This window comes from Kaistia adipata DSM 17808 (assembly GCF_000423225.1).
Lineage (GTDB): Bacteria > Pseudomonadota > Alphaproteobacteria > Rhizobiales > Kaistiaceae > Kaistia > Kaistia adipata.
Map to the genome: position 1 here is coordinate 1175625 of NZ_KE383991.1, position 17017 is coordinate 1192641.

Annotated in this window: 16 protein-coding genes; 6 read left to right on the top strand and 10 right to left on the bottom strand. The window is 67.7% G+C overall.

The features are described 5' to 3' along the window. The first annotated feature begins 107 nt into the window (after positions 1-107). Positions 108-635: a nickel-responsive transcriptional regulator NikR gene (gene nikR / locus G539_RS25390; RefSeq protein ID WP_084640062.1), complete on the top strand. Its 528-nt coding sequence runs from the start codon at positions 108-110 to the stop codon at positions 633-635. 6 nt (positions 636-641) lie between these two features. Here the strand turns inward: nikR and G539_RS0118430 are convergent, their stop codons facing one another. After that, positions 642-1940 carry a DUF1576 domain-containing protein gene (locus G539_RS0118430; protein ID WP_029076510.1) on the bottom strand — a complete coding sequence of 433 codons (1299 nt, stop codon included), beginning with the start codon at positions 1938-1940 and terminating at the stop codon, positions 642-644. Positions 1941-2331: 391 nt separating this feature from the next. Between G539_RS0118430 and G539_RS0118435 the strand changes: the two genes are divergently transcribed. Next, a complete protein-coding gene (locus G539_RS0118435) occupies positions 2332-2703 on the top strand; it encodes a response regulator (RefSeq protein ID WP_029076511.1) in 372 nt (123 codons plus the stop codon). Between the two features lie 114 nt (positions 2704-2817). Here the strand turns inward: G539_RS0118435 and G539_RS0118440 are convergent, their stop codons facing one another. Continuing rightward, positions 2818-3213: a PRC-barrel domain-containing protein gene (locus G539_RS0118440; protein WP_029076512.1), complete on the bottom strand. Its 396-nt coding sequence runs from the start codon at positions 3211-3213 to the stop codon at positions 2818-2820. Positions 3214-3920: 707 nt separating this feature from the next. On the opposite strand from G539_RS0118440, the gene G539_RS0118450 reads away from it, so the two are divergent. From G539_RS0118450 to G539_RS25395, 4 genes are all read left to right on the top strand, one after another. Then, positions 3921-4856 (top strand): 4-hydroxy-tetrahydrodipicolinate synthase family protein, encoded by a 936-nt coding sequence (locus G539_RS0118450; protein WP_029076513.1) that lies wholly within the window; start codon positions 3921-3923, stop codon positions 4854-4856. Positions 4857-5060: 204 nt separating this feature from the next. Then, complete coding sequence (locus tag G539_RS0118455) at positions 5061-6167, top strand: NAD(P)/FAD-dependent oxidoreductase (protein ID WP_029076514.1); 1107 nt, start codon at positions 5061-5063, stop codon at positions 6165-6167. After that, a complete protein-coding gene (locus tag G539_RS0118460) occupies positions 6151-6426 on the top strand; it encodes a (2Fe-2S)-binding protein (RefSeq protein ID WP_029076515.1) in 276 nt (91 codons plus the stop codon). Before G539_RS0118455 ends, G539_RS0118460 begins: the two co-directional genes overlap by 17 nt. Then, positions 6405-7805, top strand: coding sequence for a (2Fe-2S)-binding protein (locus tag G539_RS25395; protein WP_035831570.1), 1401 nt, complete (start codon positions 6405-6407; stop codon positions 7803-7805). The genes G539_RS0118460 and G539_RS25395 overlap by 22 nt, the downstream gene beginning before the upstream one ends. Before the next feature lie 153 nt (positions 7806-7958). On the opposite strand, the gene G539_RS0118470 is transcribed toward G539_RS25395, so the two are convergent. The 8 genes from G539_RS0118470 to G539_RS0118500 all read right to left on the bottom strand — a co-directional run bounded on the left by G539_RS0118470 (position 7959) and on the right by G539_RS0118500 (position 16933). After that, positions 7959-10286 carry a molybdopterin-dependent oxidoreductase gene (locus tag G539_RS0118470; RefSeq protein WP_029076516.1) on the bottom strand — a complete coding sequence of 776 codons (2328 nt, stop codon included), beginning with the start codon at positions 10284-10286 and terminating at the stop codon, positions 7959-7961. A gap of 26 nt (positions 10287-10312) precedes the next feature. Next, complete coding sequence (locus tag G539_RS0118475; RefSeq protein WP_029076517.1) at positions 10313-11296, bottom strand: ABC transporter ATP-binding protein; 984 nt, start codon at positions 11294-11296, stop codon at positions 10313-10315. After that, complete coding sequence (locus G539_RS0118480; RefSeq protein ID WP_029076518.1) at positions 11293-12306, bottom strand: ABC transporter ATP-binding protein; 1014 nt, start codon at positions 12304-12306, stop codon at positions 11293-11295. The genes G539_RS0118475 and G539_RS0118480 overlap by 4 nt, the downstream gene beginning before the upstream one ends. Positions 12307-12309: 3 nt before the next feature. Further along, a complete protein-coding gene (locus G539_RS0118485) occupies positions 12310-13134 on the bottom strand; it encodes an ABC transporter permease (protein ID WP_035831572.1) in 825 nt (274 codons plus the stop codon). A gap of 15 nt (positions 13135-13149) precedes the next feature. After that, positions 13150-14133: an ABC transporter permease gene (locus G539_RS0118490; protein WP_029076520.1), complete on the bottom strand. Its 984-nt coding sequence runs from the start codon at positions 14131-14133 to the stop codon at positions 13150-13152. A 72-nt stretch (positions 14134-14205) separates the two neighbouring features. Beyond that, positions 14206-15798: an ABC transporter substrate-binding protein gene (locus G539_RS0118495; RefSeq protein WP_029076521.1), complete on the bottom strand. Its 1593-nt coding sequence runs from the start codon at positions 15796-15798 to the stop codon at positions 14206-14208. Between the two features lie 216 nt (positions 15799-16014). Beyond that, entirely contained in the window at positions 16015-16143 is a 129-nt protein-coding gene (locus G539_RS27690; protein WP_281173906.1) for a hypothetical protein, read from the bottom strand. A gap of 103 nt (positions 16144-16246) precedes the next feature. Next, positions 16247-16933: a TetR/AcrR family transcriptional regulator gene (locus tag G539_RS0118500; RefSeq protein ID WP_029076522.1), complete on the bottom strand. Its 687-nt coding sequence runs from the start codon at positions 16931-16933 to the stop codon at positions 16247-16249. Between the last annotated feature and the right edge of the window lie 84 nt (positions 16934-17017).

Genomic DNA, 17017 nt, shown 5'->3' on the forward strand with positions numbered 1-17017 from the left:
CAAAACTCTAGATTGCGGTGCCGCTCAAATCAACCGACGACCCACGCGGCAGGCGATTTCCCGCCTGCTTTATGATAACAGTCGCAATCATTTAGGGAGGGCCGGCCATGCAGCGCGTGACGATGACGATCGACGATGACCTGCTTGAGGAGATCGATGCGCTGAGCCAGCGCAAGGGATACCAGAGCCGGTCGGAGGCGCTGCGCGACATCGTCCGCTCCGAGCTGTCGCGCGCCAGCGCCGTGGCGGCGGCCGTGCCCGGCGACGACGAGATCTGCCACGCCACGCTGACCTATGTCTACAATCACGAGACCCGCGCGCTGGCGAGCCGGCTGACCACCAATCATCACCATCATTCCGACATGTCGATCTCGACGACCCACGTGCATCTCGACCACGACAACTGCCTCGAGGTCTCGATCCTGCGCGGCCCGGTTCGCAAGCTGCAGGCTTTCGCCGACAGCGTCATCAGCCAGCGCGGCGTCCGCCATGGCGCGCTGCACATCATGCCGCCCGAGCCCGCCGCGCCGGCCCGGCCGCATACACACCGGCACCACGACCATGATCACGACGGCCATCCTGATCCGGACCACGGCCATCACCACCATCATGACGACGAGCCGCACGGACACTGAGCCGGCTCACAGCTTCTCCTCCGGGTGGTCGGCCTTGCGCCACTGGATCGCCGTGATCACCGGCGCCAGCACCGAGGCGACGATGCCGGCGGCAAAGCCGTTGTTGTAGAGGTTGAGCCCGCCATGCAGCACGCCGACGGATTGGGCGGCGGAGGAATGCACGAAGCCGGCGACGATGCCCCAGTGCCAGCCGAAACGGCCGGCGATCGGCGCCAGCGTGGTGCCAAACAGGGCGGCGAGCACGATCGACGGATCGGCCGCGCCCCACGGCTTCGCCAGCGAACCGAGGAACACGCCGGCCATGATCGGCACGACGTTCTTGGGATGCTTGCCGTAGGCGGCGAAGCCGACGATTGTGAAGATCGCGCCGATGACCGGGCCGTTCAGATCGCCGCCGACCAGGAGCACATAGATCATCCCGATCGCGCCCGTGAGGCCCATGTTCACCAGCGTCGGGCCGATGCCGACCTTCTCGATGAAATCGGACGGCGCCTGTCCCGTCAGCGCCACGATATCCTTCATCTTGCCGAGCGCGGCGCGATCGAGCCACAGGCCGCCGACGATCAGCCCGAGGAAAAGCACAGTCAGGAACGAGCCGAGCAGGAGATTGTTGCCGGTCGTCCAGATGAAGACGGGGTCCGGCACGAAGCCGTAGGACTTGTAGATCGCGACGACCAGCGTGCCGACGATGCCGGCGGTGAAGCCCATGTTGTAGAGGCTGAAGCCCATATGGGCCTTGAACAGCTGCGCCGCCGCGGCCGGCAGCATGAAGCCCATCAGCAGGCCCGTCAGCAGGCCGAGTGGCAGGCCGGCGACGAAGGGCAAGGTCGTCGAGAACAGGATTTCCGAAAAGACCGGCGCCAGCGCGCAGCCGAAGAAGGCCGTGTTGATATGCGCCGAGAACGGCTCCTGCTTGTAGACGGCGTAGAGATAGACGCCGGCGACGATCGGCCAGATGTTCAGGAGGTTCTTGCCGAACAGGCCGAAGCCGAGCACCAGCATCAGGCAGGCGATCGCGCCGCCGCCGATCTTGGTGCCGGCGGCGCGATAGATCGCTGATGTCACCAGCGTCAGGAGCCCGGCATTGACGAAGGCGGCGCCCATGCCGCCGACGCCGATATAGTCGGTGATCAGCGTGTCGCGGGCGAGCAGGATCTTGACGAGGCCGGGACCGATCTCGCCGAGCGGCTGGACGAACAGGCCGAAGACGATGAAGGCGGTAGCGACGGCGGCGACGAGCCAAAGCAGGCCATCATTCGACAGTTCCGGCGCGGCGTCTTTCCCTGTCGCAATCCCAGCCTTCATGAAGCCCCCGTCCCACGATCCCGCCATGGCAACGCGGCGGCCAGCGGCTGGCCGATAGCATGACCGAAACGCCGCGAAAATGGAAACCTGCCCAGGGGGACGAAACTGGGACACTGCGCATAGCGCGGAGACGGGGGATCATCGCGAGGGCGCCGTCCGGACGACCGACGCGTCCGACCCGACCGCCGCCGGCCGGACACCACCGTCCAGGACGCCGTGAAGGCCCGACCACGCCCCTCCGTCCGCGCCGGCAAGACGCCACGCAGCGCCACCGCGCCGCCGGAGCGCGCCGCACGGAACAATGCGGCGACCGATACGTTGACCGGTTGCGAAGCGCGGTCCTGTCGGGGATGGTGCGGATTCTGGGGGTATGGGTGCGGGGCAAGTTCCGATGCATGACAAGAACGCTTCCCCTGTCGTTCTCATCGTGGAGGACGAGGGGCTCGTCCGGATGGCGACATCCGACGATCTGATCGACGCCGGTTTTTCGGTGCTGGAGGCCGCCGACGCGGACGAAGCGATCCGGCTGCTGGAAACGCATCCGGAAATCGTCATCCTGCTCACCGACATCGACCTGCCGGGCTCGATGGACGGTATCCGGCTGGCCCATGCCGTGCGCGAACGCTGGCCGCCCGTGAAGCTGGTCCTGGTTTCCGGCCACCAATCGCCCGCCGCCGGCGCCCTGCCGTCGGACAGCGCCTTCTTCGCCAAGCCCTACGACATCGCGACGGTTTCCCAGGCCTTGTGGCAGATGAGCGCCTGACCTTGGAGCGTCTGACCGGCCGGGTTCGAAAAATCGCGCGGCCGGCCGGGCTGGAGACCAACCCCACCGACCGCGCTGCCTCCCCCGGGGATTGCGCTTCGCCGAGATCACCGCCTACTCGGCATATTTGAACTCGGCCGCCGCGTTCAGCATGTCCTTGCTGGCGCCCTTCAGGATCGTCTTGCCCTTCTGGGTCGTGTCGAGATCGAGATAGGAGACGGCGACGAGCTTGGAGCCGATGCCGAGGAAGCCACCGACCGAGAGGATGGCGAACGGCACCTGCTGATCGGCCGTCAGGATCAGGTCGTCCACCGTGCCGATCGTCTCGCCATGTTCGTTCTCGACCGTCGAGCCGATGATCTTCGAGGCGCGCCAGCCGATGGCGATCGTGGCCGGATCGACCTTGACGACGCCGACGGTTTCCTGCGGCGCCGGCTGGGCGTCCTGCGCCAGCGCCGGGCCCGCCAGCAGAGCGGCGGCCACGGCAAGGGCGGGAAAATGTCTGTTCATGTCGAGTTCCTTCCTGATTGCCCCTGGACAATGCCGGCGCGCCGCCGGGGCTCCACGACATCGGCCCGGACATCGGCTGCAAGATTTGGCTAACGCCAGATATCGCGCCATGGAGAAACGAAATCGCGCGCGACTTCGCCGCGGAATCATGGAACCAGAAGAAGACGCCTCCGTTCTCCATCGCACTCTCGAACAGGAGTCCTTCATGGGACGCGGCATTTTGCTATGGCTTCTAGGGGTTCCGATCCCCATCATCATTCTGCTCATCATTTTCTTCCGGTGAGGACTGGCGATGGCGATCATAGAAGTCGAATCTAACTATGTCGGGCCGAGCCGGGACGACGAGACAGCAGCGCTCCGATCCTGATCCGAACCGGAGGGCTGCCGTCGCCACGCGGCTCGTGGCGGCGGCTGTCCCCGGTGGCCGCCGGCGAGGCCAACCTTCCGCCTCGGCGGGCTTCAGGAACGGATAGGCCGCCTTACCATCCGCAAGGGCAAATCATTTCCTCCCCGCCCGGAATAGAGCAATCGCGCCGTTGCCCAGTCCGGCCGAACCCCTAGACTGTGTCAGGATCGGGTGGGTCAATCGCATTGACGAACAGTCATTTTAAATCCATGTTTGAATTCGGTTCGAACCTACCTGCAGGCTTGGATGGACCGCGCGACCGGACAAGCACCGCCGCGGCGTCTTTCGGAGAGACATCAGAATGAGCAAAATGCGAATTGAAGGGTCGTTCGTCGCCCTGATCACCCCGTTCAACGCCGACGGCACCATCGACTACAAGGCGTTCGAGGATCTCCTGAAATTCCAGGAAGACAACGGCACCGCGGCCGTGCTGATCCTGGGCTCGACCGGCGAGATCTCGATGCTCAGCATGGACGAGCGCCGCGAGATCATCGCCAAGACCGCCAAGATGAAGACCGGCGGCATGAAGCTCTTCTATGGCTGCACCGGCGGCGACACCCGCGCCTCGATCGACCTGGTCCGCTATGCCAAGGCCGAGGGCGCCGACGGCGCCATCCTGGCCGCCCCGCCCTATATCTGCGCCTCCGAGGACGACATCGAGCAGTATTTCCTCGATATCGCCGAGGCGGTCGAGCTGCCGATGGGCATCTACAACAACCCGCCGCGCGTGAAGACCGATCTCGGCCACGAGGCGCTGCTGCGGCTGTTCAAGCATCCGAACTTCGTGGTGCACAAGGAATCGACCGGCCGCGTCGGCCAGGTCGGCCAGGTCATCGCCGGCAATCCGGACGTCGCCATCATGTGCTGCGACTCGCCCAATCTCGGCCTCGTCGTGCCGACCATGGCGCTCGGCGGCCATGGCACCGCCAACATGACCGGCAATCTGGCGCCGGCCGAGATGGCGGCGCTGTCGAAGCCTTGGACAGCCGACACCGACGGCTTCGCCTTCCGCGAGAACTACCTCAACCTGCTGCCGCTGCTGCACTACACCTATTCGGCGATCAACCCGGTCGCGGTGAAGTCGCTGATGAAGGCCGTCGGCCTTCCGGCCGGCGACCTGCGCCGCCCGCTGACCGGCCTCAAGGGCCCGGCGCTCGAGAAGGGCGTCGAGATCATGCGCAAGCTCGGCCTGCTCGAGCAGTACGGCCTCAGCGCGACGAAGATCGCCGCCGAGTAACTCCCCTCCTCCCTGAGGCTCGGGGCGGTGACGCAGGTCGCCGCCCCTCTTTTTTGGCGCGACGGCCGCTTTGCGTCTCGACATCGTCCGCGAATGCGGGCATCAATTTCTTGTTTCAAATGAACGTTTGATCAAGGAACGACGGTCGGTCGTGTTCGCGGCGTCGGGATACAGAACGGGTCGGTTCGTCCTGGAGGATGCCGCATGAGCGCGCCGGCGATCGTCATCGGTGGCGGCATCGTCGGCCTGTCGCTCGCGGTGGGCATGGCCGAAGCGGGCCTGGCCGTCATCGTGCTCGACGGCGACGACGCCGAGCCCCGCGCCTCTTACGGCAATGCCGGCCTGATCTGGGTGCAGGGCAAGGGCCTCAACCACCCGCCCTATGCGCACTGGACCCGCCGTTCGGCGGCGCTCTGGCCGGATTTCGCGGCCGACCTTCTCGCTTCGACCGGCGTCGACGTCGAATATGACCGGCGCGGCGGATTCAATCTCTGCCTGTCCGATGCGGAGCTCGCGGCGCGCGCCGCCATGGTCGAGCAGTCGGCCGCCCGCCCCGGCATGCCCGACGACGTCGCGATCGTCGATCCCGCCTTCATCCGCGAGCGGCTGCCGGACGTGGGGCCCGACGTGATCGGCGCCAGCTGGTGCCCGACCGACGGCCACGTCAATCCGCTCTTCCTGTCGCAGGCGCTCTCGATCCGCGCCCGCGCCCTCGGCGTCGAGATCCGGCGCGGCGAGAAGGCCGAGGCGATTGCCATGACCGGCTCGCAGCTGACCGTGCGGACGGCGAGCGACCTCTACCGCGCCGCCCGCGTCGTCGTCGCCGCCGGCCTCGCCACCGAGCGCATCGCGGCGACCGCCGGCATGACCGTGAAACTGAAGCCGGTGCGCGGCCAGATCGTCGTCACCGAGCGGCTGCCGCCGCGCATCGCGCATCCGACGCCGACCACGCGCCAGGCGCGCGCCGGCAGCATCATGTTCGGCAACAGCCACGAAGACGGCGTCACGGCGCCGGGCACGACATTGCCGATCCTCGCCGGCCACGCCCAGCGCGCCATCCGGGAATTCCCGTTCCTTGCCGAGACGCGCGTGCTCAGGAGCTGGGGCGCCATCCGCGTCATGCCGACCGACGGCATGCCGATCTACGCCCGTTCGGAGACCTGCCCCGGCGCCTATGCCGTCGCCTGCCATTCCGGCATCACGCTCGCGGCCGCGCATGCCCGTCTCGTCGGACCGGCGATCGCGGCGGACGGCCTGCCGGACGATGTCGCCACCCTGTCCTCCAGGCGCTTCGATGCTGCGTACGCTTGATCCCGACCAGCCCGTCGTCACCATCACGGTCGATGGCGCCCCCGTCGGAGCCTTCGCCGGCGAAACGGTCGCCGCCTGCCTGATGCGGCACGGCCTGGTACCCACCCGCGTGACGCCAAGCGGCCGTCCGCGCGCGCCCTATTGCCTGATGGGCGCCTGTTTCGAATGCACCGTCGAGCTCGACGGGCGGACCCATGTGCAGGCCTGCCTGACGCCGGTCCGCGATGGAATGGTGATATGCCGCAACCTGCCAGAATAGAGCCCGCCGCCGACCTCGTGGTGATCGGCGCCGGACCGGCCGGCATGGCGGCCGCCGTCGAGGCGCGCCGGCACGGCCTCGCGGTAACGGTGCTGGACGACCAGCCGGCGGCCGGCGGCCAGATCCTGCGCGGCATCGCGCGCCGTCACCACATCCGCTACGAGCCCTGGGGCCAGCCGCTCGCCGACGCCTTCGCCACCAGCGGCGCGCGACACGTCGCCGGCGCCGCCGTCTGGGCGCGCGACGGCGACGCGATCCTCTTCGGCCAGGAAGGCCGCACCTGCCGCATCCGTGCCAGGGCGACACTCGTCGCCACCGGCTCGATGGAGCGCCCCGTCGTCGTCCCCGGCAACACGCTGCCGGGCGTCGTCACGGTCGGCGCGCTGCAATCGTTCCTGAAGGGCAGCGGCGCAGTTCCCGACGGCCCGTTCGTACTCGCCGGTTGCGGACCGCTGCTCCTGCTGACCGCGCTGCAGCTCGCCACGGCCGGCGCGCCGCCCACGGCGATCGTCGACACGATGCCGCGCGGCCGCTGGCGCGCGGCGATGGCCGGCGCTGCCGGCCTGCTCGGCGATATGCCGCTGGCGCTGAAGGGCATCAGCCTGATCGCCCGCGTCCGGCTCGCCGGCATCCCCGTGCACCGCCACGCGACCGAACTGCGCGTCCTCGGCACGGACCGCGCCGAGGGCCTCGCCTTCCGCGCCGATGGCGAGAACCGGACGATCGCGGCCGGGCTCGTCGCGCTGCATGACGGCGTCGTGCCGCATGACCAGCTGGCCGTCTCGCTCGGCTGCGAAAGCCGTTTCGATCCGGCGCTCGGGAGCTATCGCATGGTGACCGACGCCGACGGGCGGTCGAGCCTGCCGGATGTCTGGATCGCCGGCGACGGCGCAGCGATCGCCGGCGGCTATCTGGCGACGCTCTCCGGCAGCCTGGCGGCGCTGGACGTCGCACGGAGCGCCGGCAGGATCGACGCCGCCGAGCATGCCCGCCTCGCGACGCCGCTTGCCGCCGAGCGGCGGCGGCGCCTCCGGGCGCGCGCCTTCGTCGACGCGCTCTACGCGCCGACGCTTTCGGCCGCCGCAGCGCCGGACGCGGCGCTGCTCTGCCGCTGCGAGGAAGTTACCGTTGGCCAGGCCCGCGCCGCCATCGCGGCCGGCGCGCGCGGCACGCGGCAATTGAAGGCGGCGACGCGTTGCGGCATGGGCCCGTGCCAGGGCCGCCAATGCACGCTCTCGGTGGTGAACCTGCTCGCCCGCGAGCTCGGCGACGGCGCCGACCTCGTCCGCCCGAGCCTGCGCACGCCCGGCCGCCCGGTCACGGTCGCCGAACTCGCCGCCAGCCACGAAGGCCACGGCCACACCGGCTCGGACGCTTAAGCGGTTGCCCTCACCTCTCCCTCAGGGAGAGGTCGACGGCCAAAGGCCGGCGGGTGAGGGTTTACGGCCTCACCGGATGGTTCCCTAAACCCTCACCCGGAGCTTCGCTCCGACCTCTCCCTCAGGGAGAGGTAAAGGCGAGGCACGCGTCGCTCACGCCGCCGCATCAATCGCCGGCTGCGCCAGAACGGTGACGGGCGACGCGGCCGCCTCGTGGCGGACAACCTCGACCAGGCAGGTCTGGGCGCTCGGGCCCTGGCCGAGGCGCGACGTGCCGATGTCCTTGGTCAGCGCGTTCGGATTGCCGTGGTTCTCGATCAGGCCGCCCTTGCCGTCCGGGATCGGATCGAAGGTGGCGCCGGTCGGCAGGCAGACGACGCCCGGCATGATCTTGTCCGAGACGCGGAGGCCCGCCAGCGAGACGCCTCGATCGTTGAAGACACGGACGATGTCGCCATCGGCGAGGCCGCGCGCGGCTGCGTCGGCCGGGTTCATGATCAGCCCGGCCCGCTCGCGCACCTTGTTGCGCCGGCTATGGCCGCTCGCGTCCATCTGGCCATGCAGCTTGTCTTCCGGCTGATTGGAAATCATGTGCAGCGGATAGCGCGCCGCGAGTTCGGAACCGAGCCATTCCGACGGCGCGCGCCAGACCGGCAGGCCGGGGCATTCGTCATAGCCGAAGCCGGCGACCGTCTCGGAATAGATCTCGACCTTGCCGGACGGCGTGCCGAGCGGATGGGCTGCCGGATCCTCGCGGAAATCGCGGTAGAGCGTATGGGTGCCCACGGGGTCGGGAATGCGGACATGGCCCGCCTCCCAGAAGGTGTCGAAATCGGGCGGGTTGAAGCCGCGCTCCGCCATGGCCGCGCTGAAGCGGCCATAGATCACGCGCAGCCACTCCGCCTCGCTGCGGTTCTCGTGGAACGCCGCGCCGGCGCCCATGCGATCCGCCAGCGCGCCAAAGATCTCGAAATCGCCGCGCGCCTCGCCGACCGGCTCGATCGCCTTGTGCATGGCGAAGAGATAGGGATCGCGCGAGGAGCCGCCGATATCGTTGCGCTCGAGCGGGGTCGTCGCCGGCAGCACGATGTCGGCATGGCGGGCGGTCGCGGTCCACCACGGCTCATGCACGATGATGGTGTCCGGACGCTGGAACGCTTCGCGCAGGCGGAACAGGTCCTGGTGATGGTGGAACGGGTTGCCGCCGGCCCAGTAGACCAGCTTGATGTCGGGATAGGGGAAGACACGGCCGTCGAACTCGCAGGGCTCGCCCGGCATCAGGAGCAGATCGGCGATGCGGGCGACCGGGATCTTCAGTTCGCCCGGCACCTTGGGCACCGCGAGGCCGGCGATCGGCAGCTCGTAGAGCGGGTTGCCCATGCCGTTCATCGAGCCGTAGCCGAAGGCGACGCCGCCGCCCGGTAGGCCGATCTGGCCGAGCATCGCGGCGAGCGCCACGAGGCCCCAATAGGGCTGCTCGCCATGCTCGGCACGCTGCAGCGACCACGCCGCCGTCAGCATGACGCGGCGGTCGAACAGGCTCTCGGCGAAGGCCGTGATCGCCTCGACGGAGAGGCCGGTGATATCAGACGCCCAGGCCGGATCCTTGACGACGCCGTCGTCGGCGCCCTGGAGATAGGCGAGGAAGCGGTCGAAGCCGACGCAGTAGCGGTCGACGAAATCCATGTCCGTCTTGCCGCGCGCATGCACGAGCCAGGCGGTGGCGAGGATCAGCGCCATGTCGGTGCCGGGGCGGATCTGGATCCATTCGGCGTCGAGCACGTCGGCCGTGTCGGAGCGGAGCGGCGAGACGTTGACGAAGCTGACGCCGCTCGCCGCGGCCTGCTTCATCCATTCACCATAGGGATGGAGGCCGGCGCCGCCGGACTGGATCTGCCAGTTCTTGCCGGCGATGCCGCCGATGGCGACGAACCGCTCGCAATTCTCGAGGATCGCCGGCCAGTCGGTGACGGGACCGGCCACCGCCGCCATGTCGCCCAGCACATGCGGCAAGAGCCGCATCGCCGCGCCATAGCTGTAATTGGTGACCTGGCCGGTGCAGCCGCCGATCGACGCCAGGAAGCGATGGATCAGGGTCCGGGCATGATGCAGGCGGCCGGCGCTCGACCAGCCATAGGAGCCGCCGAAGATCGAGGGATTGCCGTGCTCGCGGCGCACGCGCTCCAGCTCGCGCTGCACATGGCCAAGCGCCTCGTCCCAGGAAACCTCGACGAAGGTGTCGTCGCCCCGGCCGTGCCCCGGATGCGGCAGTCCGCGCCCGACCGTCTCGAGCCAGCCGCGCCGGATCGACGGCTTGCGGATGCGGTTCTCGGCATAGACCATTTCCGGCCATGCCTCGATCAGCGGGCTCGGCTGCGGATCCTCGGCGAAGGGCGAGACGCCGACGAGCCGGCCGTCCTCGACATGGGCGGTGAACGCGCCCCAGTGGGCCAGGGACTGGAATGCGCGACGGGTTGTCATGGCTTCACCTTTCCACGGATCGGTCTTCAGGCCGCGCCCGACATCGCCTGCGGCGCCCATTCCGACGCGCGATGGCAGGCGACGCGGTGGCCGTTGCCGAAATCCTCAAGCGAGGGAACATCGCGGGAGCAGCGATCGATGGCAAGAGGGCATCGTGTCCGGAAACGACAGCCGCTCGGCGGATTGAGCGGATTGGGCAATTCGCTGGCGAGCTTCACCACCGGCCCCGTCGCCGCGACCCGTTCGGCGTCGCCCGCCGTCTGCATCAGCGCGCGCGTATAGGGATGCAGCGGCAGCGACCAGATGCCCTCGGCCGGCCCGATCTCGACGATGACGCCGAGATACATGACGGCGATCCGGTGCGACACGTACCGAACCACCTCGAGGTCGTGCGAGATGAACAGGAAGGTCAGGTCCTGCTCGCGCTGCAGGTCGAGCAGCAGGTTCAGAACCTGCGCCTGCACCGAGACGTCGAGCGCCGAGACGGGCTCGTCGCAGATGATGATCTTCGGCTCGAGCGCGATGGCGCGGGCAATGCCGACGCGCTGGCGCTGGCCGCCGGAAAGCTGGTGCGGCAGCCGGTCGTGCATGGCAAGCGGGATGCCGACGCGCTCAAGCAGTTCCTTCGCGCGGGCCCGGCGCTCGGCCTTGCTGCCGAGGCGGTGGACCGAGAGCGGCTCCTCGACCAGCTCGCGCACGCTCGAACGCGGGTTGAGCGAGCCATAGGGATCCTGGAACACCATCTGGATCTGCCGCGCCTGTGCGCCGCGCCGGCGGGTGTCGGTCGGCTGGCCGTCGATGCGGATCGAACCGGATTTCGGCGTGTTCAGCCCGACGATGGCGCGCGCCAGCGAGGACTTGCCGCAGCCGGATTCGCCGACCAGCCCGAGCGTCTCGCCGGCGGCGAGATCGAGGCTGACGCCGGCCACCGCATGGACGATGCCGCCGCGGCTGCGGTGCTCGACGACCATGTCGTCGATGGCGAGACGTTTTGCTGTCCGCTCGGTCATGCGACGCGCTCCTGGAGCGGATGGAAGCAGGCGAACGCCCTGCCCTCGTCATTGTCGGGCACGAGCGGCGGCACCTGAGCCCGGCAATCGGCCTCGGCCCGGGCGCAGCGCGGTTCGAAGGCGCAGCCCGACGGCCGCGCCGCCGGCACCGGCACCGTGCCGTTGATCTCGCGCAGGCGATGGCCGTCGACGGCGAAGCTGCCATGCGGCCGCGCCTGGATCAGCCCCTCGGTATAGGGGTGGCGCGGCGTCGCGAACACCTCGTCGACCGTGCCGGTCTCGACGATGCGGCCGGAATACATGACGGCGACACGATGCGCGACCGTGCGCACGACATGCAGATCATGCGTGATGAACAGCATGCCGAGGCCGAGATCGCGCTGCAGCTCCATCAGGAGATCGATGATCTGGCCCGAGATCGTCACGTCGAGCGCCGTCGTCGGCTCGTCGGCGAGGATCAGCTTCGGCCGCCCGGCGAGCGCCATGGCGATCATGACGCGCTGGCGCATGCCGCCCGAGAGCCGGTGCGGATATTCCGCGAGCCGCGTCGCGGCGGCGGGAATGCGCACCATCTCGAGCAGTTCCAGTGCACGGCGGCGGGCGTCCGCCTTCGAGATCGGCTCGTGCAGGCGGATTGCCTCGACCAGCTGCCGCTCGACCGTCAGCACAGGGTTCAGCGACGACAGCGGGTCCTGGAAGATCATCGCCATCACCGAGCCGCGGATGGCGCGGATCTCGTTGTCGGAGGGCGCGGTCAGGTCGCGGCCGTCGAGCGTGATCCGCTTCGCGGCGACGCCGAGCGTCTTCGGCAGCAGCCGCATCAGAGCCAGCGCCGTCAGCGACTTGCCGGCGCCGCTCTCGCCGACCAGCGCCAGCGTCTCGCCGGGCGCGACGGAGAAGCTGACATCGTCGACGGCCGCCACGTCGGGACGCTTCTTCTCCTTCAGGAGGATCGAGAGCCCCTCGACATCGAGCAGCGGCGCGGGGGAAGCGGAGATCATCGACGCCATGCCCTATCGCTTCCGGAAGTGAGGATTGAGGGCATCGTTGATCGCATCACCGAGCAGGTTCAGCGCCAATACGGTGAGGATCACGAACAGCCCCGGCAACACCGCGATGAACCAGGTGCTGCGGATCGAGGGGCGGCCGACATTGATCAGCGTGCCCCAGCTCATGACGTTCGGATCGCCGAGACCGAGGAAGGACAGGCCCGCCTCGGTGATGATCGCGGTGGCGACGAGCACGGCGGCCACGACGATCACCGGCGACAGGCTGTTCGGCAGCACCTGGGTCAGGATGATGCGCGGCGTCGACATGCCGATGATCTTGCAGGACTGCACATATTCCGTCTCGCGCACGCGCAGCACTTCGGCGCGGGTCAGGCGCGCCACCGGCGGCCAGGACACCATGGCGATGGCGATGACGATGTTCTGCACCGAGGGCGACAGGATCGAGACCAGCACGATGGCGAACAGGAAGCCCGGAATGGTCTGGAACGCGTCGGTAATGCGCATCAGCACCGCATCGAAGCCGCGGCCGAAATAGCCGGCGACCGCGCCGACGGTGATGCCGATCGCGAGCGCGCAGACGGTGGCGACGAAGCCGACGAGGAGCGAGACTCGGGCGCCGTAGAAGATCGCCGCCAGAATATCGCGGCCGAGCGAATCCGTGCCGAACAGCAGCCCCGGCCGCTGGCCCGGCCACATATAGGGCCGCGCCACCAGCGCCCAGGGCCCCTTCGGGAAGACATAGCCGGCCGACAGCGCCATGCCGACGATGACCAGCAGGAGCAGCAGGCCGATCAGGCCGGAGGGAGAAAGCAGGATGCGGCGGAGCATGGTCGATCCTTGCGCTCAGCGACTGACTTCGACGCGCGGATCGAGCAGCGTGTAGACGAAATCGATGATCAGGTTGACGAGGATGATCACGAACGAGCAGACCAGCAGCACGCCGAGGATCAGCGGGTAGTCGCGCTCGAACACGGCGTCATAGGCGAGACGTCCGACGCCCGGCAGGCTGAAGATGGTCTCCGTCAGCACCGCGCCGCCGAACAGTTCGGCGATCTGCAGGCCGACCATGGTGACGACAGGCAGCAGCGCGTTGCGCAGCGCATGGCCGATGATGACGTGGGTGGTGCCGAGGCCCTTGGCATAGGCGGTCCGGATATAGTCCTGGCTCAGCACCTGCAGCATCGAGGCGCGGGCGAGGCGGGCATAGATCGCGATGTAGAAGAGCGACAGCGACAGCACCGGCAAGACCATGTGCTTGGCGACATTGGCGACGAGCTGCAGCGTCGTCATGTCGACGCCGGGCGTGAACAGGCCGCCAACGGGCAGGAGCTTCAACTTGACGCTAAAGACGATGACGAGGCCGAGGCCGGTCATGAAGACGGGCGTGGCGTAGAAGACCAGCACGACCATCGAGATGATGACGTCGATCGGCCGGTGCACGTGGCGCGCGGCGATGACGCCGGCCATGGTGCCGAGGAAGACGGCGACGATGACGGAGCAGACGACCAGCAGGATCGTCGCCGGCAGGCGCTGCAGGATCAGCGACAGCACATCGGTCTGGTTGCGGTAGGAATAGCCGAGATCGCCCTGCAGAACCCCGGTGACATAGTGGAAGAGCTGCACCAGCATCGGCTGGTCGAGGCCGTAGCGGGCCCTAAGGATCGCCATCAGCTCGGCATCCATGTCGCCGCGCTGGCCGCCGAGAATGTCGACCATGTCGCCGGGCACCAGGTGCAGCAGCATGAAGCTGCCGACGATGACGATCGCGATCACCACCAGCGACTGCAACAGTCGCCACCCGAGATAGCGCAGCACGTGCCTGTTCAATGCGGGGCTTCCCTCACGGTGGCAAGACGGAACGACCGGCCGCGTCGTCCGCGGCCGGCCGGAGATGCAGCCTTACTCGGCCGGCGTCAGATAGACGTTGGCGAAGTTGCTATAGGTGCCGTTCGCGTCGATCGTATGGTTCTTCAGGCGCTTGCTGGCGATCGTCACGCTCTCCACCGCGACCAGCGGGAAGACCGGCAGGTCCTCCATGGCGAGCTTCTGGAAGTCGTGATACTCGGCCTTGCGCTTGGCGACGTCCATTTCCGACGCGGCGGTCTCGAGCAGCTTGTCCATCGCCGGGTTCACATAGTGCGAGCCGTTGGAGAAGCCCACGCCCGGCTTGAAGCTCTGCGACCAGAAGGTGCGCTGCGTGCCGATGGTCGGATCCGAGCCGCCCGTCAGGAGGTTGACGGTGAACTGGAAGTCGCGGTCGGTGTAGACGCGCTTGACGAAGCCGGCGAAATCCTGCGCGCGGACGGTCAGGTCGATGCCGACCTCGCGGAAGGCTTCGCGCATATAGGCGGCGATGCTGGCCTGGTGCTCGCCATAGGGCAGCGGATCGACGGTGAGCTTCAGGCGGATGCCGTTGGCATCCGGCTTGTAGCCGGCCTCGTCGAGCAGCGCCTTGGCCTTCTCGGGGTCAAAGGCGTATTGCGGCACGTCGGTCGCATCGAACAGCTCGGTCAGCTGCTGGTGTAGCGGCGTCTCGGCCGACTTGCCGTAACCGAAGAAGATGTTCTCGACGATCCAGTCGCGGTCGATCGCGTGGGCGATCGCCTGGCGGACGCGCTTGTCCTTCATGACGGGATCATCGAGGTTGAACTCGATCATCTCCATCTCGTTCTGGAACTCGTAGCCCTTGGTGGTGATGTCGAACTCGCCGGTGGCGCCGAGGCGCTCGAGATCGGCCATCGGGACGAGGTTCTGCGGCGCGATCTGGGCCTCGCCGGACTCGATCGCCGAGGCGCGGGTGGCCGCGTCCGGGATGAAGCGGAAAATCAGCTTGTCGAGATAGGGCTTGCCATTGTCCCAGTAGTCGGGATTGCGCTCGAGCACGAGATTGTCGCCGGGCGCGAAGGAGACGAACTTGAACGGGCCCGTGCCGATCGGCTTCAGATTGGCCGGATTGGTGGCGATGTCGGTGCCCTTGTAGAGATGCGCCGGCAGGATCTGAGCCTGCTGGGCGGCGAGGCTCTTCAGCATGCCGGGCGACGGCTTGGAGAGCACGAAGATGGCCGTGTACGGATCCGGCGTCTCGACGGCGGTGACGTTGCCGAAGATGGTGCGGCCGCGGCCGTGCAGGACCTTCCAGACTTCCATCGTCGTGAAGGCGACGTCCTCGGAGGTGAACTCCTTGCCGTCATGCCACTTCACGCCCTTGCGCAGGTTGATGGTGACGCGCAGGCCGTCGTCGCTGACCGTGTAGCCCTCGGCCAGCAGCGGCTTCGGATTGAGGTCGTAGTCATAGGTGAACAGGCTGTCGGAGATCTTCGACGACACCACCTGCTCCGCGCCCGCCGTGGTAATGGCGGAGGTCAGGATCTGCGGCGCCGGCGACATGATGAAGGTCGCGCTGCCGCCGCGAACCGGCTCCTCGGCCTGCGCCAGCGCCGTCATGGCGAGAAGCGCGGTGCCGATACCCGCTAGCAGTTTGCTTGGACGCATCTATTCAACTCCCTTGATCCAAAACGCATGGAACCCCGATGCGCGACCTGCGACGCGCCTGCAGTCCGATGCCCGCCATGGCGGGCACGCAGTCCCCGGCCGGTTCGATTGCTGACGGCGAGGCTCCCATTCCCCGCAATCTAGCAAGGGCATTCCCCTTTCCCGAGGCATGCCCGACCAACTCCGCTCTAGTATGAAAAAATATGTTTCATACTCTCATTTCAAACGGATGTTTTCTTTCTGGTCAAGCGGATTCGGTAGGCAGGTTTTGCGCGGATATCGCAGGAAAAAGGCAGTCGATGACCGCGCCTTGGGCGACATGCGCGCCCGTTCGGCGATCATCATGCAGCCCCGCCGGCGACGCGGACGAGGACGGGCGCGTCGGCGCGATCGCGACACGCGCGAACGGGCGACAGACACGCTCGTCAGGGCTGAAGGCGGATGGCGGCTACTCGGTGCGGACAGGCAGCAGCGCCGGCGCGGTGAATCCGGCCGAGATGAAGGCGACGAGCAGGCGCACGATGCTCTCGTTGTCGAGGCCCGAATGCTTGATGCCGAGATCCGGCAGGTCGCGCGCGGCCGGATCGAGATCGCCGAGGATCTGCATGATCGCGCCACGCGCGAAATCGTAGCGCAGGCCGATCTCGGATCGGCTCAGTCCCGGCAGCGCCCTGGTCAGCGCCTCGAGGAAAGTGCGGTGGATGCGGTCGAACTGGTTGGCGAGGATGGTGTTGGTCATCGGCTGCGGCAGCGCCCTCACCTGCAGGATGAGCCGCACCGTCGAGCGCCCGCCATATTCGTCGATGCTGTTCACCACCATCGGCCGCACCAGCGCTTCGATGATGTCGTCGAGCGGGATGGCGCCCTCGCCATGGCGGGCGACCAGCTCGTCGAGCTGACGCAGGCGGTTCTCGTTGATCGGGCGCAGGCAGGTCTCGAGCACGGTGCGGGTCAGCTCCTCCTTCGAGCGGAAGTAGTAATTGACCGCGGCGACATTGGCGCCGGCCTCCTCGGTGATCTCGCGCAGGGTCGCGGAGGCGATGCCGCGATCGGCGAAGACGCGCAGCGCGGCCTTGATCAGCCGCTCGCGGGTATCCGCTTCCTTGCCGGCGGTCATGCTTTCCGAAACTGCCAAGGTAACCAGTCCTCCATCCAGCTCCGGCCGCGCGACATCGTCGCTGAACCGTGGCGGTCCATCACGACCCGAGCCGACAGGTTA

Excerpts from the sequence above, each read along its gene's own strand:
- nikR (WP_084640062.1), top strand. The coding sequence starts at position 108 with ATGCAGCGCGTGACGATGACGATCGACGATGACCTGCTTGAGGAGATC.
- G539_RS0118430 (WP_029076510.1), bottom strand. The coding sequence starts at position 1,940 with ATGAAGGCTGGGATTGCGACAGGGAAAGACGCCGCGCCGGAACTGTCG.
- G539_RS0118435 (WP_029076511.1), top strand. The coding sequence starts at position 2,332 with ATGCATGACAAGAACGCTTCCCCTGTCGTTCTCATCGTGGAGGACGAG.
- G539_RS0118440 (WP_029076512.1), bottom strand. The coding sequence starts at position 3,213 with ATGAACAGACATTTTCCCGCCCTTGCCGTGGCCGCCGCTCTGCTGGCG.
- G539_RS0118450 (WP_029076513.1), top strand. The coding sequence starts at position 3,921 with ATGAGCAAAATGCGAATTGAAGGGTCGTTCGTCGCCCTGATCACCCCG.
- G539_RS0118455 (WP_029076514.1), top strand. The coding sequence starts at position 5,061 with ATGAGCGCGCCGGCGATCGTCATCGGTGGCGGCATCGTCGGCCTGTCG.
- G539_RS0118460 (WP_029076515.1), top strand. The coding sequence starts at position 6,151 with ATGCTGCGTACGCTTGATCCCGACCAGCCCGTCGTCACCATCACGGTC.
- G539_RS25395 (WP_035831570.1), top strand. The coding sequence starts at position 6,405 with ATGCCGCAACCTGCCAGAATAGAGCCCGCCGCCGACCTCGTGGTGATC.
- G539_RS0118470 (WP_029076516.1), bottom strand. The coding sequence starts at position 10,286 with ATGACAACCCGTCGCGCATTCCAGTCCCTGGCCCACTGGGGCGCGTTC.
- G539_RS0118475 (WP_029076517.1), bottom strand. The coding sequence starts at position 11,296 with ATGACCGAGCGGACAGCAAAACGTCTCGCCATCGACGACATGGTCGTC.
- G539_RS0118480 (WP_029076518.1), bottom strand. The coding sequence starts at position 12,306 with ATGGCGTCGATGATCTCCGCTTCCCCCGCGCCGCTGCTCGATGTCGAG.
- G539_RS0118485 (WP_035831572.1), bottom strand. The coding sequence starts at position 13,134 with ATGCTCCGCCGCATCCTGCTTTCTCCCTCCGGCCTGATCGGCCTGCTG.
- G539_RS0118495 (WP_029076521.1), bottom strand. The coding sequence starts at position 15,798 with ATGCGTCCAAGCAAACTGCTAGCGGGTATCGGCACCGCGCTTCTCGCC.
- G539_RS27690 (WP_281173906.1), bottom strand. The coding sequence starts at position 16,143 with ATGATGATCGCCGAACGGGCGCGCATGTCGCCCAAGGCGCGGTCATCG.